Here is a 14,591-nt window from a genome sequence, read left to right on the forward strand (position 1 = left end):
ACGAGCCCAAAATCGGTCCCTGTATGCTAAATCAAAGCCCGATTGCATGGAAATCGGCACAGCCAAAACGGTAGATCAGACGTTCCTTAGAGTTCTTTCGTCAAATGAGAGAATTTTGATCAACGTGAATGACAGCGTCACCTATAGCGAACTGAATCAGGACAGCAACTTCATTTTCTGATCGGTCTTCCCTAATGTTTGGCGCCCCGGGAATGTCTTGGACGGGGCGTCATCCGAGAAATTTTTTTGGGGGGGGGGGTGACTTGAACTTCGCTCCACGAATTCACTCTACTTTAGGCTAGCCACCTCCCCCATCATGGAGAGATAGTCCTCAGTCTCATCTACAGTGGCGCTGATATAAGTGACAACGAAACTTTCGCTCCCCGCCATGCCCCAGCCTGCCAACTGCATCCGCCGTCTGTCGCTATGCCTGAGACAGGCCAAACACGGGTGAAGAAGCGGTTCTCTGCAATTCCGGCGCGTTCCTGTATCTGATTTTGGAAACGCTCCTCCCTGGCAGCGCTTTCGAACACCCACAACACGAGAGCGTTGGCCTTGAGCCCGTAATGTTTGCCAAGCTTTCCTGTTTCGAAAACCTCTCGATATTGCTCCACTGCCCGCCCTAAGCTCTTCCTGGCGGCCGGAGATGTCACAGGCTCGGTTGAGCGGTCGATTTCCAACAAGCATGCGCGGTAACCCCCGGGGTACTTGAGTGCAAAGAGTTGATCGGGGATCAACTTGCCGCGTCGGAGTGGTATCGCCAACTCGGCATTTTGAAGGGCGAGGATTTGATGGCAGGGGATATATGTGATCCCCTCGCGTGAAGCAGCAACCTCCAGCGAGCCGGTAAAGCTGGCGGCGCGGTACGCGTGCCACCAATGGCCTGTTGGCCGCATTGTGGCTTCCGCCAGGTCGAGTGTTTTGAGGTAGTCCAGTGCCTTGCGTGTTAGATCATAGATAAACGGCGCAAAGTCTGCCTTCGCGGTTTGGCGCTGTTGTCGCGGCAGATGCAGAAAGCCCCCAGCGCGAAGCTTCTTCATTGCTCGCAATGCCGTGTCCCGGCAGCGATGCGTATCGCGCGTGACCTCGAACAGAAGTCGTGAGGAAGTCGGGCCGTGGCGCTCGATATGCTTCAGCCAGCGCAGCTCACGTTCGGTCGGGATCACCCCTGGTCGCGGAGCAATGTAGTGAAACGTAGCACGGCCAAGGGCGTCAGTCTGTCTCATATGCGAAGGCTTCTCGGCTCATCATAGCTCGGGCGAAGGCGCAGTGGGGTCTTCTGAGGACGACTTTCGGGATGCCTCAGCGGGCTCGCATCCCAATGGCTCGTCCCGATATTCAGTGTTCCGCAGCGGTTCGGCATAACGGTCGCGGCTATGTTGCCGGATGGCCGCACGCTCGGCTTTTGTGGTCTTTGGCAGACGTTCGAGGACAAAGAACGGGAAGCTGACCGGTACGGCTCTATCCGTCAGTCCTCGGATCGAGGTGGCAAAACTGCCTTTGGGTTGCTTGGCGATCATGTCGGGATCGCCCCCCATCTGCCCAGCCAATGTCCGGGCATCGCGGGCTGAAACCCCGCCCGCCAGCTTGATCGACGTGTTTGCCTCAAAGGCTTCCTGCAAGCCGCCAGACAATTGGCCGAGGTATTGGTGCGCCAAGACCATCCCGACCCGGTATTTGCGGGCCTGACTCAGGATCACGCCGATATTCTGATCGAAATAGTCCTGTGCCTCATCGACGTAGACAAAGGCCGGGAGCCGCATCTGTTCCGGCAGCGTCGCCCGTTCCTGCGCCGCCTGCGCGATGAGGGCGATGAAGAACCGACCGAAAATCTCCGTCCCCTGCTCCTTGAGCAGGCTCTTGGCAGTGTTGATGAGGATAAGCTTACCCGCATTGAGCTCGTCAAACATGTCGAACTTCGAGACCGGGTGTGAGAACATGCGCTCGAAGGTCTGGTTTTCAAGGACGCCATAGAGGCGACGCAGGACCTGGGTTCTGGTATTGGAAAATTCCTTGCTGTCGAATTCCGTCTCAAAAAATCGGCGGGGCGTGCCGTCGAGCTTGCGGATAGCTTCTTGGTAGGTCTCTGTCCCGCCCGGCTCCAAGAGTTCCCGCAGAGTGTGAATGGTGGCGCCGGGGATGTGGAACATGAGCCGCGTCACGTAGCGAAACACCACACTCTGCTTGGCGGTCATACCAGCGGACAGCAGCGAGCCGAGCACAAAGTCATACAGCTCAATGATGGAGTTTGTGAGCCGTTCGCGTTCCAGCGGATCATAGCCCTCCAGCCGGTCGAGCCCGACCGAGAATAAGTTCAGGCTGACAGGAAAAGCGATGTCCTCAGGGTCTATGAGCACGATCCGTTCGGGCGGCAAAACGCGCGCAGCAAGCAAGGTGTTGATGAGATCGCCCTGGCTGTCGATTACCACCACGGATTTGTCGCCCCGCGCCACATCCGGCAAATCGCGAGCGATGAAATGCTGCAGGGTCTGCGTTTTGCCGTGGCCGGAGCCGGCAACCATATGAAGATGTTCAAAGCGCCGGCCCTCAGGGATTTCAAACGGAGTACGCAGGCTGAAAAGCCGTTGGAGCGGCGTGCCACGCAAATAGGTTCCAACCACGTCATCGGCTTTGTAGTCGCGGGGATAGACCGGCGTAGTCCGATGTGTCGCAGTTAAATTGGCGTCGAGCCGATCTCGAAGTCCCTTGAAATGGTTGTATCCAGTCTCCGCAAAGTAGGGGGCAATGACGTTCTGGACTGCGTCCCCGAGGGGATGAAGGAACTGAGTGACTTCAACCAGCACCTCCCCCTTCACTGGCGGCACCGCATGCGCAACCACCGCCAGACTCTTTGAGATCGTATCGAGTGCTGAGAGCACCATTACGCGATCATTGCGCGCCTGGCCGAGCCGAGCCAGAAGATCCCGATAACGAGCCCCCTCAACCGTGTTGCAGAGCGCTGGCGGTGGCGGCACCTCCGGGGTCAACCCCTCTTCGGCCAAGAGCTCCCTCCCCAGCGCCGCAAGCTGCAATCGCAGCGGCTCAGGCACATCCAAAGGCCAGTAACGGGAGAGCGCGTGGTCTATCTCCTCCACATCAAGCGTCACGCTGCCCGCGAGCGCGTGTCGGTAGAGGATCTCTGTCTCAGCTCTGGCTCGCCTCTCCAACCGGGCCGGGCTTTCTCGGTAGAGGCGCAGACCAACATAAGACGGGACGGCGATTAGTACCATTGGCGTCAGCACCATGGCCAAAAGCAGGATGAGCGCCAGAATGATCGCGAGCAGGAGCAAGCTATCCGGCAGGCTGTTGCCGGAACGCGCCATCAGATTTCAACCACGCGGCGCGCACCGATCTCAGCATTGTCCTCTAGCCAGAGTTTCATCTGTCCGAGTGTCGCCAGCAACGCGTCTTCGTAGATCTTTGCTTTCGATGGCGTCGCGCAGAGAAAGCGATCCGGCTGGCGGGTCAGCAAGTGCTCGACCCGGAGTTCGAACTTCTCATCGCGATCATCGACCCGTGCAGTCGCCGGACGACGGTCCAAAAGCTTGGTCTTCAGAAGGTTGCGCTGCCGAATGATCTGCGTTTCCTCATGGGTAAAAGCAACCGAGAGATCGACGGCGTAGTAGGTCGTCTTAAAGAGCCAACCTTTGCGAATAGCTACGTGGGAGATCGAAATACGCATCTGAAGATTTGTTCAGGTTGGATGGGTGGGAATCTGCGAAAGCAGATGAAGTCACGGACAACAAAATGTCTCAGCTGAGCCGCTATGATCCGCAATGTGCTCAGAGCGATCCCCATAGGCGACCCCCATAGGGGTTGGGGCTCCGTATGAGGGTCAAAGACGTTCCGTCTCTGGTTTAGGATTCTCAAGAATATAGGCTTTGGCGTCTTCCATTGTGAAAAACGGCAGGCCATCGACAACGAAGGTTGCCCCTACACGTTTGATTTTCTGACCATTGAACGTCGTGATACCGTCTCTGTCTTCGGCACGCAGCAAGGTTGCGCTCTCGGCCTCAGACGATCTCTCTCTGAAACTAATAGATGAATCCGTTTTTTCAGAGAGGGTAAGGTTTTCGAAAGTATTCGCCGGCATTCCTGCCGAGCTCAAAGCATTGCGTGAGATTTCAAGCCGGTCACGCGCAATTTCGAGCATCTGCTGCGTCAGCTCTGCGGTGTCCACAGTCGCGCGCCCAATCTGTACCAAAGCCAGGCAAACGAAGCCCACAATTGCGATACCGATGCCGGGTAAAATGGCAAGAAACACAGTTGGCCCACCACCGAAGCTTCGCGCATTGCCCGCGACCCCACCTGCTAGTAACGCCGCTAAGACACCAAGAATAATGACGCACCAGGCAATGAATGCCAAAAAGCTGAACAGCGACCGGGCGGCTTCATAAGACCGCATCACTCGTCCTCCTCCTCACAAATACCACCCAAGCCTGCAACCAAAGGGAGATCTTCGTCAAGAAAAATCACCTTAGAATTGGAATTCAGGATGTGGCACCATGCGGGATCAAGATCGCTTGGCCGGGGTTTTAAGGCGCCATCCGAGCTTATGAGGCCTCCAAGAAGAGAGAGCATGAAGAGATCAAGGTTCCACGAACAACAAGTCATCGGCTTGCCAAAGGAGCGGGCAGCAACTTTTGCATCAGCCACGATCTGCCCGCAACAAACACAAACGATGCGCTGAAGACCCTTACGGTGCCCGACGACTAACGAAGTCCTCAGCGAAAGGTACTCTTTTGAGTACATGCTGCCCTTCGTTCGAACGATTGATATTGCAGTGAGATAGGCAGGAATGATCACGTTCGTCGTCGGCAGAGTGGTGATCGCAACAGCTCGCGCATAACCGTAGGCAGCATGATCAACAGGTATTCATCCCAAACCCGACGTGAGCATTCTACTGAAGCAGGATGGCGAATTGTTATGGTCGCCAATTCCTCAAGGAACAGATCTAACCATCATAGACAGTGCGCTCTAGCCGCTCCACCCGCGTCAGAAGATCGTCGATGTTATCTATAGCGTTCTCGAAGTGGCCAGCCTGATCGAAGGATGCTTGCAGGCGGGAGATGATCTCTGCGGTCACACTCCTACCGGCTTGTTCCGACACCTCTTCAAGCCGCTCTCGTAGGGAAGCAGGCATATTGAGCTTGAACTGGACCGTCGCTGATTCTGTCATGGTCCATGTATGGACCATAACGGTTCATCGCACAATACACCGAGTTGGCCCGAACAGGTAGCCGAACGTAACCCGCTAGAGTTATCCCGCTGGAAAGACGAGATTAGTTTCATCGGAACTCTTGGTTTTCGTTGCCGTAAAGCGCTTTAAGTGCCCCATACACTTCGTACCAGTCAGCAGCCTAACCCCCTCCCCATGAGCTATCTTTGGTAGCTTTTCGTGCCCGCTGTCCTAGCTATCGTTGTTCGACCAGAATCACGGTTTCAAAGCCTTCCGCCTTTGGCTCAAGGATCGTTTGGCTAACCGCCAAGCCCGATTCAGATGCATACCCTCTCACCACCTCCACTATCTGATCATGGCGCCTGACAAGCTCGCAGCGGTCATTTTTCTCCCTATGCCCCGGGTAAATGTTCTGAAATACAAGCTTCATAACTGGCTTATGATCCTCGAACTGAGGAGTGAGCAGACGTAGCGCCTCGATTCCCCGAGCACTATCATTCGATTCCAAGATGAAGTCAGAAAAGACCATAGTTTGCTTACTTGCTCCCGATTTTAACAGTCTAATGAAAAACCGGCGACTAATATCGGAAGTTAATTGCAGCGAGAAATCATCTTCACGATAGTGAATATCTGTGATCATCTTACCCTCTCAAGCTAGCCCCTCTTCCGGATACCTCGCGCAATCGTTCAGTGCTTGATCTAAATTTCTTGAGCGCAAACTCAAAGTCATCTTGTTGGCTTGACAACTTGGTAGCAATATCCGCAAAGCTCTTGTGGCTTGGGCTGAGCATTCCACTTCCATAGGCAAGGCCGTGCTCATTTGTTTTAGACATACGCTTCAGCTCAAATAGTGATGTGAGCAGTGATTGCAGGTCATCTTCCAGAAGTGTCTCAATATTACGAAGATCGCTCATCCATTCAGTCTTCAAAAGCTTCAAGTACTCCTCTGCACTCTCGGCGGCCCTTGGAAAGGCGTCACGGATCTCTTTGGCAGCATCCTTGTTTCCTGGGAGCGACTTCAACCAATCTAGACTGTGTATCATCTGATAAACGGAAACGTTGAATGAGGGGGAAAACTCTTCCAATCCCAAGAGAGATCCCCATAGATGGGATTCGTGCCCTACTTCGTCCACAAGGCGTCTTAGCAGAAAGAATGCGTCAGTTTCGGTGCCGCGTATTACGATAACAAACTCGTCGCCACCAGTGTGTATTCTGAATACAGAACTATCTCCATCCTTTGGAGAGATACGAAAAGCCGGTTCGTTTGATCGCATCTGGCTTTCAATGAAAGGCGCAAGTTTCTGCAAAAATTTGTCACATCTAAACTCTCCAAATCTATTGTTCATTTCCCCAAAGTCCAGCAAGTCTAGGAGAATAAAGCAAACAGGCCTATGGTCTGATATTGTGCTGGGGAGCTGAAGTTCAAAGAATTCCTTTAGGGCACGTGTATTTGGGATGTGGGTAAGCGGATCTCGCCTCATCTCGAATCTGTGAAAATTCTCTAAGTCTGCCAGCTTTGACTTGACGGCCTGCAGTTCCGTTACCTTCTTAGACAGGAGGTATAGGGCCGGTAAACTCATGATGAACGATATCGACCCAAGGGCAGTGATGACCGAAATTCTCGAATACTGAAGCCATCGAGAAAATGTATCGTAGGCTTGCGAAAATGTGGGAAATACAACGTTCCGCATGAGGCCTTCAGCGTAATCCTGAAAGACAATTCCAAAAAAAAGCGGAATACTGAGTGCCAAGAGAATATACTTCAATATGCTCTTCAAGATTTTCTTCTGCACATCACCTCCAGCACATGAAGCCACTCTGGATTTCCGGAGCTGGCCTGAGAAAATAGTAGCGCCGACGTCGCGATAAGTTCAAGCTGGTGCAAAAATTTTCTTTTGACTCGGCACTTTTGGATGGGTGTGATAGTAGGCTGGAAATTTCGCCAACCCGCCTCCAAAGGCAGACCCAGGTCGTTCTTGAAACACCTTCTGCCTTATCGAAAACACTCATCCGCCACAGACAGGTAAGCATGCAACCAGGAAGTCGCGCGTCTAGAGCACGCGCGCGGCTACAGGGTTTTGACTTGTTATGCTGAGTGGTTTTTATCATACCGCTTGCAGTCGTTGAGATAGCAGCCTTGCGAACGCTCTCCCACGGCGCGACCGGCAACTAAGGCTTAATGTCGGGATGGCGAGTTTCCCCGCCATCCCAGCATGGTTTCGGCACTATTGCCGAGCACCTTCCTGCTTCTTGCGAATAGCTATGGCAACCAGCGGCGCGACCAGCAGCCCGATAGACACAATCCTTAACATCGGTGCTTCATCAGCGACTTCTACAAAGCCCGCCCGATGGATCATCGCCTCGACCCAGAGTGAGGGTGTCAGCAACCAGAACACTACAGCGGACAACGCAACGACCGCGACAGCCATACCTGTCGCCCCTTGCCAGGCACCGATGGTTGCAAGCACCAACCCGCCCCAGCCCAGGAACAGGCCCACCCCCGGGACAACTGCGCCGAGTACAGCGAGGATGATCGCCGCAAGGCAAAATCCGTTTCCTGTTGACATCTTGATCTCCCGTTTTACCGCCTTAGCCCAGCCGGCATCCCTTGTTGGAAGCGGTTGAGACTACGGCCGCACGTCGGCCCGTCCAGTTGCTGAGCGGATTGACCCGAGCAACACCATCCTTTTGCAGCCGAGCATATTCCTGACGCAGCTGACTACAATTCATGCGATGAACCCGTGCCACATAGCTCGTCAGTCGATCCGACGCCGTGCTAGTGGCGGCTGTCATGCCTGCGGTAGTCGCGAGCGGCACCGCCACTGCGGCGGCAAGGCAACCGCTTAGCGACATCGCCATGAGCCCGACGATAGCCAGCCGCAGCCCTGTATTGATCTTGGTACACATTGTTCCGTCTCTCCATTTCGCCTGGAACCCGTAGATCCCCGCCGAACAGACACCGGAGTACACCCAATCCACTGGCCTGGATTTGCATCAAAATTGGCAATTCTGTACACTGTTGAAAGAGGGCAGTTATTCTTGGTTGTTTGCTGCCTTCGCTGCGGATAGACTAAATCCATCCGCCGATAAGCGCTTGTATTTCCGATACATTCCAGAGCATGCAACAGAATTGCCAATAATGGTGCTCTGCGCGGCACACTGCCGTGTTGTACCGTCAGGTAGGCAAGCGGGGTGGTTTTACCATGTCCTTCCCAACCCAGCATCCGTCCGAGATGCGGCTCTACGACCGCAGCCGGCGCCGTCTCTATCTCAACGCCGCTGAGCGGAGGCAATTTGCTGAGGCTGCGCGCATTGCAAGACCCGACGCGTGCAGCCTAGCCATGACGTTGCTCCACACTGGCTGCCGTCTCTCTGAAGCTTTGGAACTGACGAGCGCAGACATGCAACGCGAGGCGAGAGTACTCACGCTGCGCACCCTAAAACGCCGCAACCCGCATCACTTTCGAGAGGTGCCAATCCCGCCAGAGCTCGTCCAGCTCCTTGGGGCGGTACATGAAAATCGGGAACCGCAGGAGCGGCGGTTCTTCTGGCAGCATCGCGACAAGCCGCTATGCCGCACTACCGCCTACCGCTGGATCAAAGCGATCATGAGCAGTGCCGGTATTCGAGGCGCGCAGGCCAGTCCAAAAGGGTTACGCCACGGTTACGGCATCCATGCCATTCGATGCGGCGTGCCGCTCAATATGCTCCAGAAGTGGATGGGTCATGCTGCCTTGAGCACCACAGCCATATACACCAATGCACTCGGCGCCGAAGAGCGCAGCATCGCTGAACGCATGTGGCGGCTTGAACGCAGCCGTGCCGAGAAAACGGATGCCATCTCATAGAGATGACCGCCCAGACGGTGGGCGGTCATCAGCCTTGATCTTTTTTCGGGTCACACCGGTTCGGTAGCAGGCCCCAACAACCCGGCCTCGCGGATCAGCACTAGAGCGTCGAAACACACTAGCGTATAGGGCTCCTTTCCCCAGATCGGTGGTTTTTCAGGGCGCAGTTGTTGCAGGTCCGGAAACCGAGCCACGAAGCTCGCGGCTTCTGCATACGCATTCTCAAACCGGCGCACCCGGCGAACGGCTAGATTGACGAGCTTTGCGTCTTGTCCGACCTCAAGAAACGCCCTCAGGATGGCAATCTGGCGCCCCTTCTTGCGCCCGGCGGTATCGGGGTTCTCGGTCACCAGAACGTCTGGCTGGAATTCGGCCAGCCAGTCTCGCAACTTGGCGGCGGCGGCTGCCGATGACAGAGAGGCTTTGCGCGAGGTGGTCCAAAACACCAGTCGGCCGCTATCGAGCACGACGGCGCCCAAGCGGCCCGAACGGGCCGCGACCGCCAATACGCGGTGGTGGTGCTTAGCCATCTTGCTGAGATAAAGAGGCGGCTAATCTTGTCGCAAGATGCTCTAGAAAGAGCTCGCGCGCGTATTTGCCTTTTCGATCAGGTTTCGCCAACGGCAGCGTCTTGAGATTGTCTGTTAGCTGCCGGCGGGCCGACGTCAGGCAGTGGGCATAGAAGCGCTTGAAACTTGCATCATAGAGGAGTTGCAGGGTGCAGATTTCTTCAATGGTCGGCTTACGCGTCCCGCGCTCTATCCGGCTGATAATGTCTTCGGCGGATCCGATTAGATGGGCACAATCTTCCTGGCTAAGTCCGGATTTTTGCCGCATCGCTTTGAGATCCAGAACGAACTCTTTGTACATATTGAAAATGAACGAATGAACTTACGAATAACGGGCTGATAATACCCGATGCCGCCAGATTTCCGTACCCCCGCCAAGACGTCATTTCCGAGAACGGGTGGTGCCTCCTGCCGGGCTTTGAAGCCGGTGGTGAAGCCGAGAGCGAAAGGGAGACCCCTTTCGCGCCACCCGCTCCAACGCCAGTGGAGGCACCACCCGTTCTCAATTCCCTAACAGGGTGATTTTCGCGAATTTGCATGTGTCGCGCCAGACCCGCCGCATCGCGCATTTCCCGAGTCCCAAAGGAAAAGGCCCGCCTCCAAGGGCGGGCCAGTTTCAGAGCAGTGATAGCTGTGGATTATCCGGGTCTTCAATCCCGTAGAGCAACCGGGCCATGGCAAGGGTCTGCTTGCCCGCGAAGATCGGTCGTTCAGTGACGTGGTTGATGACGTGCCAACCTGCCCAGATCTTGAGCCCGCTGCCCTGATGGATCACGTCGAGCCTTCCTGGGCCACAACTCCCACCCCAGATTCCCAGCACCTGTTCGAGGGCGGCCTTGAGATCAGCGTCGGTCATACCTTGGGCAATCTCTGTGCCAAACCATGTGGGTAGAGATTTGGTTGCGACGCGGAAGGCCATCTCGCGATCAGCATGGCTGAGCGTGCGTTTCCCCTCCGTCATCAGTATTCGCTCGCCAGCATGATGGTGAGCACCCGGTGCGTCAGCGCCGGGTTGGCAGCATCATCGGAATGTCGCTCCAGTTCGAGATCGAAGTAGTCGATCTTGAAAAAGAGTTTCTTCCCGTCAATCTCGAAGCTACCAAAGTCATGCTCACCGTGTGGATCGTTATCGGCCGAGAACGCATCGAATTGAGCGACCCGGTTCAGCGCCGTTCTCACGAACGTCTCGCCTTCCTCTCGCACACCAGGCGTCAGCATGATCGACGCCTTTTCTGCCTGCCCGTGACGCAACAGATCGTTGAGACGACGAATACGCTTTTGGCGAAAGGCTTCATCGAACTGCCAATCAGGTACAGCTCTGTCCCCGCAATTGTCACAGGTGAATTTATCACAGAGCGTCTTGATCTGCCAGGACTGCGTGGCCATCGACCACTCGGCCTCAGTCGTGCGCAACACTTGGCGGGAGCCGCAACTCCGGCAGATCGGGTGGGCCCCGACCATATCCCAGATATTCAGCTTTTTGCTTCCCATACCGGTCTCCTTCCGTGGGGTGGCCGCCCGAAACCATTTCAGGCGCACCCCTCGGAGGGAGACAAAGAACGATCCAAGGCACAGTGTTCCGCCGAGAGTGGCTTCACACAACCCCCGCCCAGTCGCGAAATCGACGGGCGCAAGCGGGGCTATCGCGACCAGATGCACATTGAGATACTGATACGATGTCTTGGTTTCCAAACAGCCCGTCGATCTTGGGCCATGCCTATCGCCATACGGGTGATCTACCCTTCGGCATCGCACAAGCTGACCGGCTGATGCACATGTACTTGGTGGGGCAAACCGGCACAGGAAAATCCACCCTCATCTTTAACTTGGCTTTGCAGGACTATGCTACCGGGCGAGGGTTTGCTGTAATCGATCCCCACGGCGATTTGGCAGAAACGCTGGCGGCCGCTTGCCCCGATGCGATCTACTGGAACCTCGCTGATCCTGCCTCCTCCTACGGATATAATCCGCTCACGCACACCTCCCCGGCATTGCGGCCCCTGGTGGCCTCCGGGCTCATCGAAACATTGCGCAAGCAATGGGTCGATGCCTGGGGTGTTCGGATGGAGCATCTGCTCCGCCACGCGGTGTTGGCACTGCTCGATACACCCAACGTCGATCTCCGAGACATTCCCCGGATGTTTCTTGATCGGGCGTTCCGGACTGAGATCTTGCGCCGCGTGACCGACCCACAGTTGCGACAGTTCTGGACTGAAGAGTACCCAGCCATGAACTACAAGAACGCCGCTGATGGGTTCGCGCCTATCGCTAACAAGCTGGGCGCTTTCTTGTCCCATCCGGTACTGCGTACTGCGCTCTGCGAACCCGCAAAGCCGCTCCGGTTTCGCCAGATCATGGACAGCGGACAGGCGCTGATCGTCAATCTCTCCAAGGGACGACTCGGAAGCGACCTCTCGAACGTTGTGGGAGGTCTACTCGTGTCCGGCCTCACCCATGCCGCCTTCACCCGCCATGATCTCCCGGAAGCCACACGGCGCCCCTTCTTTCTTTATGTCGATGAATTCCACGCCTTCACATCAGAAGCCCTCGCGGATCTCCTCTCGGAAACGCGCAAGTACAAACTCGGCCTCGTGCTTAGCCAGCAGCACACACAACAGACATCACCATTGGTCTTTGCCTCAGTGCTCGGGAATACGGGCACACTAATCGTGTTCCGTATCGGCGCCGCCGACGCCCCGATCCTCTCCGCCCAGCTGGGCAGTCTCCCCGAACAGAGCCTAACCGCCCAGCCAAATCACTACGCGCACATCCGCCTGATGCTCGATGCCGCTCCGTCACGACCGTTCTCTATGGGCACTCTCCCGCCGGGGAGTCATATTCGCGATTGAGGCGGTCTACACATATAGCACAGCCCTGCTTATCGTATTGCAATGTCCCATGATGAGCATCTCGAAGAACATCTGGCAATCTGCCAGGCCGTTTGTGAACACCTTAAGAAAACTGGCCAATGGCCGTGGCGTGATTCGCAATTTTCTGAGGATTTGGTAGAGTCGCAAGGTAACGCAAAAGACGCATGAAGCCCTGTTTCGGATACATCCGGGTTTCGACAGTGCGACAAGGCGAAGGCGCCTCACTGGAAGCCCAAAAAGATGCAATCACGGGCTTTGCGAGTCAAAACAACCTCACCATCATCAAGTGGTTTGAAGAACGGGAAACCGCTTCAAAGATTGGGAGACCTGTCTTTGGTCAGATGATGCAAGCGCTTCAGATGGGTGAGGCGGAGGGGCTCATCGTGCACAAGATCGACCGTTGGGCGCGCAACTACAAAGACTGGGCACTTGTCGATGAGGCGGCCCAGATCGGTGTGAACGTCTATTCCGCCGCCGACAGTCTCGATCTCGATACCCGTGGCGGGCGGCTTCTGGCCGATATTCAGATGGCGCTAGCTGCCGACTACAGCCGCAACCTCAGTCAGGAAGTGAAGAAAGGTCTCTACGGTCGTATCAAGCAGGGCCTGTATCCGTTCCGTGCTCCGCTCGGCTATCTCGATACCGGGGGCGGCAACGTCAAAACCATCGACCCGCTCAAGGGGCCGCTAGTCCGCACGGCCTTCACGCTTTACAGCTCTGGCGAGTATTCCATCACCAGCCTTACCGAGGAAATGCGTCGGCGCGGTCTCAAAGGGTATGGTGAGGGCTTAGTGGTGCGGCGCAACATCGAAAGCCTGCTCGCCAACCCGTTCTATTGCGGCCAGATGCGCGTGGCCGGAAAGCTCTATCCGGGCGCGCACGAGCCTTTGGTTTCCGCGCGCCTGTATCGCAGAGTTCAGCTGATCAAAGCGGATCGCACCGCCAAGAAAGAAACTCGACACAAGCTGCTGTTTCGTAGGCTCGTGCGATGTGGTGCATGTGGCGGAATACTCACCGGGGAGCTTCAGAAGAGCCACATCTACTATCGCTGCCATACCTCCGGCTGCGGTCGAGGAAAGATCCGGCAGGACCGGCTCGACGAGCAGATCGTCGCGACCCTGGCCAGACTGCAGATCAGCGCTGCGGATCGCGCAACTATCGCCGAAAAGATCGCAACCTGGGTAGCTGGCGATGGTCAGGACGAAATCGAAAAGACGCTGCGCTTACGGATTGCCGATGCAGTCGGTCGTGAAGAGCGTTTGACCGACCTTCTGGTGGACGGCTCAATCGACCGCGCAGCTTATGAGCTCCGCAAACAGAACCTTGGCTTCGAGTTGCAGCAACTGCGGGAGGAACTACAGGAGTTCGAGGCCAGCCGCAGCAGCCAGCACGATTTTGAAGATGCGCTTCGTCTTGCGACAGAGCTGCCCCTGCTTTATCGTGCCGCACCGCCTACGCAACGTCGTGCCCTTCTCCGAAACTGCCTGTGCGATTTGACCGCTCGCGATGGGATCTTCGCTGCCACCCCCACAGATTGGTTGCACGAGCTCCGCGAAATGGCCGCTGATCCGTCGCGCCTGCCCGTGCCAGCAAGATCAACAATGTGGGGAGAGGTCGGCAAAAATTTCATGGGGGAGGTGTAAGGAGGGCGGGCAGCCGACCTTCGCCGCGCCCCTGGAGAACGGCAGCAACGCGCAGTTTGCGGACGGTCAGAGCGCTGCCTTGCTCATGCAGGATGGCATAGGAGGCGGCCACTCACGCCAGAACCTCGGGGTTTCCACTGGTAAAATGCGCGGAACCGCCCCTTCAGGATCGGAAATCAGGATGCGATCTGCGCGCCTCGCTATCGCTTATGGAGCTCCACATTACATACAGCTTCCAGCCGTATGATGATCCCTTCGGTCGGCAGACCTATAGATGCAGTGAAGCGTAGTCAAACCGAACGTCCACGCTTGTCTCTGATTTCCACTGCACCAATAGTCGTCGATGAAGACGCGCTCCTCACAGGCGTAGAGACTTTGACAGTTTTTTGATCATGACCTGCCCCCCTTCGGTCCCTCGTTCATAACGAGAGTCTGCGGGTTTGATCTTGATAATCATGGGTTTCGGTTTGGGCAAGCGCGCC

At 56.0% G+C, this 14,591-nt stretch carries 17 protein-coding genes; 4 read left to right on the forward strand and 13 right to left on the reverse strand.

Annotation, left to right across the window (positions count from 1 at the left end):
• Nucleotides 1-181 (forward strand): hypothetical protein (locus M4578_RS25335; RefSeq protein WP_258095882.1); only part of this gene is annotated, 181 nt, incomplete at its 5' end.
• A gap of 160 nt (nucleotides 182-341) precedes the next feature.
• Here the strand turns inward: M4578_RS25335 and M4578_RS25340 are convergent.
• The 9 genes from M4578_RS25340 to M4578_RS25375 all read right to left on the reverse strand — a co-directional run bounded on the left by M4578_RS25340 (nucleotide 342) and on the right by M4578_RS25375 (nucleotide 7,746).
• A complete protein-coding gene (locus tag M4578_RS25340) occupies nucleotides 342-1,226 on the reverse strand; it encodes a replication-relaxation family protein (protein WP_258095883.1) in 885 nt (294 codons plus the stop codon).
• Nucleotides 1,227-1,247: 21 nt separating this feature from the next.
• The gene (locus M4578_RS25345) at nucleotides 1,248-3,323 is read right to left on the reverse strand and encodes a type IV secretory system conjugative DNA transfer family protein (RefSeq protein ID WP_258095884.1); all 2,076 of its coding nucleotides are present in this window, start codon (nucleotides 3,321-3,323) and stop codon (nucleotides 1,248-1,250) included.
• Nucleotides 3,323-3,682: a hypothetical protein gene (locus tag M4578_RS25350; protein WP_258095885.1), complete on the reverse strand. Its 360-nt coding sequence runs from the start codon at nucleotides 3,680-3,682 to the stop codon at nucleotides 3,323-3,325. The genes M4578_RS25345 and M4578_RS25350 overlap by 1 nt, the downstream gene beginning before the upstream one ends.
• Before the next feature lie 153 nt (nucleotides 3,683-3,835).
• Nucleotides 3,836-4,405, reverse strand: coding sequence for a hypothetical protein (locus M4578_RS25355; RefSeq protein ID WP_258095886.1), 570 nt, complete (start codon nucleotides 4,403-4,405; stop codon nucleotides 3,836-3,838).
• A complete protein-coding gene (locus M4578_RS25360; RefSeq protein ID WP_258095887.1) occupies nucleotides 4,405-4,806 on the reverse strand; it encodes a hypothetical protein in 402 nt (133 codons plus the stop codon). Before M4578_RS25360 ends, M4578_RS25355 begins: the two co-directional genes overlap by 1 nt.
• A gap of 148 nt (nucleotides 4,807-4,954) precedes the next feature.
• Nucleotides 4,955-5,197: an Arc family DNA-binding protein gene (locus M4578_RS25835; RefSeq protein ID WP_420854831.1), complete on the reverse strand. Its 243-nt coding sequence runs from the start codon at nucleotides 5,195-5,197 to the stop codon at nucleotides 4,955-4,957.
• A 217-nt stretch (nucleotides 5,198-5,414) separates the two neighbouring features.
• Nucleotides 5,415-5,819: a hypothetical protein gene (locus tag M4578_RS25365; RefSeq protein ID WP_258095888.1), complete on the reverse strand. Its 405-nt coding sequence runs from the start codon at nucleotides 5,817-5,819 to the stop codon at nucleotides 5,415-5,417.
• 1 nt (nucleotide 5,820) lies between these two features.
• Entirely contained in the window at nucleotides 5,821-6,972 is a 1,152-nt protein-coding gene (locus tag M4578_RS25370) for a diguanylate cyclase domain-containing protein (RefSeq protein ID WP_258095889.1), read from the reverse strand.
• 432 nt (nucleotides 6,973-7,404) lie between these two features.
• Nucleotides 7,405-7,746 carry a hypothetical protein gene (locus M4578_RS25375; RefSeq protein WP_258095890.1) on the reverse strand — a complete coding sequence of 114 codons (342 nt, stop codon included), beginning with the start codon at nucleotides 7,744-7,746 and terminating at the stop codon, nucleotides 7,405-7,407.
• Between the two features lie 666 nt (nucleotides 7,747-8,412).
• Between M4578_RS25375 and M4578_RS25380 the strand changes: the two genes are divergently transcribed.
• Nucleotides 8,413-9,027 (forward strand): tyrosine-type recombinase/integrase, encoded by a 615-nt coding sequence (locus M4578_RS25380; RefSeq protein WP_258095891.1) that lies wholly within the window; start codon nucleotides 8,413-8,415, stop codon nucleotides 9,025-9,027.
• A gap of 50 nt (nucleotides 9,028-9,077) precedes the next feature.
• Here the strand turns inward: M4578_RS25380 and M4578_RS25385 are convergent, their stop codons facing one another.
• From M4578_RS25385 to M4578_RS25400, 4 genes are all read right to left on the reverse strand, one after another.
• Entirely contained in the window at nucleotides 9,078-9,557 is a 480-nt protein-coding gene (locus M4578_RS25385) for a hypothetical protein (protein WP_258095892.1), read from the reverse strand.
• Nucleotides 9,550-9,897, reverse strand: a complete 348-nt coding sequence (locus M4578_RS25390; RefSeq protein WP_258095893.1) for a helix-turn-helix domain-containing protein — start codon at nucleotides 9,895-9,897, stop codon at nucleotides 9,550-9,552. The genes M4578_RS25385 and M4578_RS25390 overlap by 8 nt, the downstream gene beginning before the upstream one ends.
• Before the next feature lie 315 nt (nucleotides 9,898-10,212).
• On the reverse strand, nucleotides 10,213-10,452 hold the full coding sequence (locus tag M4578_RS25395; RefSeq protein WP_258095894.1) for a hypothetical protein: 240 nt from the start codon (nucleotides 10,450-10,452) through the stop codon (nucleotides 10,213-10,215).
• 104 nt (nucleotides 10,453-10,556) lie between these two features.
• Nucleotides 10,557-11,087: a DUF3768 domain-containing protein gene (locus M4578_RS25400; RefSeq protein WP_258095895.1), complete on the reverse strand. Its 531-nt coding sequence runs from the start codon at nucleotides 11,085-11,087 to the stop codon at nucleotides 10,557-10,559.
• A 185-nt stretch (nucleotides 11,088-11,272) separates the two neighbouring features.
• Here M4578_RS25400 and M4578_RS25405 point away from each other — a divergent pair, with 185 nt between their 5' ends.
• Entirely contained in the window at nucleotides 11,273-12,445 is a 1,173-nt protein-coding gene (locus M4578_RS25405) for a type IV secretory system conjugative DNA transfer family protein (protein WP_258095896.1), read from the forward strand.
• Between the two features lie 185 nt (nucleotides 12,446-12,630).
• Entirely contained in the window at nucleotides 12,631-14,109 is a 1,479-nt protein-coding gene (locus M4578_RS25410) for a recombinase family protein (protein ID WP_258095897.1), read from the forward strand.
• Nucleotides 14,110-14,591: the final 482 nt, after the last annotated feature.

The sequence above is a fragment of the Salipiger pentaromativorans genome, from assembly GCF_024721115.1.
GTDB lineage: Bacteria > Pseudomonadota > Alphaproteobacteria > Rhodobacterales > Rhodobacteraceae > Salipiger > Salipiger pentaromativorans.

Excerpts from the sequence above, each read along its gene's own strand:
- M4578_RS25340 (WP_258095883.1), bottom strand. The coding sequence starts at position 1,226 with ATGAGACAGACTGACGCCCTTGGCCGTGCTACGTTTCACTACATTGCT.
- M4578_RS25345 (WP_258095884.1), bottom strand. The coding sequence starts at position 3,323 with ATGGCGCGTTCCGGCAACAGCCTGCCGGATAGCTTGCTCCTGCTCGCG.
- M4578_RS25350 (WP_258095885.1), bottom strand. The coding sequence starts at position 3,682 with ATGCGTATTTCGATCTCCCACGTAGCTATTCGCAAAGGTTGGCTCTTT.
- M4578_RS25355 (WP_258095886.1), bottom strand. The coding sequence starts at position 4,405 with ATGCGGTCTTATGAAGCCGCCCGGTCGCTGTTCAGCTTTTTGGCATTC.
- M4578_RS25835 (WP_420854831.1), bottom strand. The coding sequence starts at position 5,197 with ATGGTCCATACATGGACCATGACAGAATCAGCGACGGTCCAGTTCAAG.
- M4578_RS25365 (WP_258095888.1), bottom strand. The coding sequence starts at position 5,819 with ATGATCACAGATATTCACTATCGTGAAGATGATTTCTCGCTGCAATTA.
- M4578_RS25375 (WP_258095890.1), bottom strand. The coding sequence starts at position 7,746 with ATGTCAACAGGAAACGGATTTTGCCTTGCGGCGATCATCCTCGCTGTA.
- M4578_RS25380 (WP_258095891.1), top strand. The coding sequence starts at position 8,413 with ATGCGGCTCTACGACCGCAGCCGGCGCCGTCTCTATCTCAACGCCGCT.
- M4578_RS25385 (WP_258095892.1), bottom strand. The coding sequence starts at position 9,557 with ATGGCTAAGCACCACCACCGCGTATTGGCGGTCGCGGCCCGTTCGGGC.
- M4578_RS25390 (WP_258095893.1), bottom strand. The coding sequence starts at position 9,897 with ATGTACAAAGAGTTCGTTCTGGATCTCAAAGCGATGCGGCAAAAATCC.
- M4578_RS25395 (WP_258095894.1), bottom strand. The coding sequence starts at position 10,452 with ATGACCGACGCTGATCTCAAGGCCGCCCTCGAACAGGTGCTGGGAATC.
- M4578_RS25400 (WP_258095895.1), bottom strand. The coding sequence starts at position 11,087 with ATGGGAAGCAAAAAGCTGAATATCTGGGATATGGTCGGGGCCCACCCG.
- M4578_RS25405 (WP_258095896.1), top strand. The coding sequence starts at position 11,273 with ATGTCTTGGTTTCCAAACAGCCCGTCGATCTTGGGCCATGCCTATCGC.
- M4578_RS25410 (WP_258095897.1), top strand. The coding sequence starts at position 12,631 with ATGAAGCCCTGTTTCGGATACATCCGGGTTTCGACAGTGCGACAAGGC.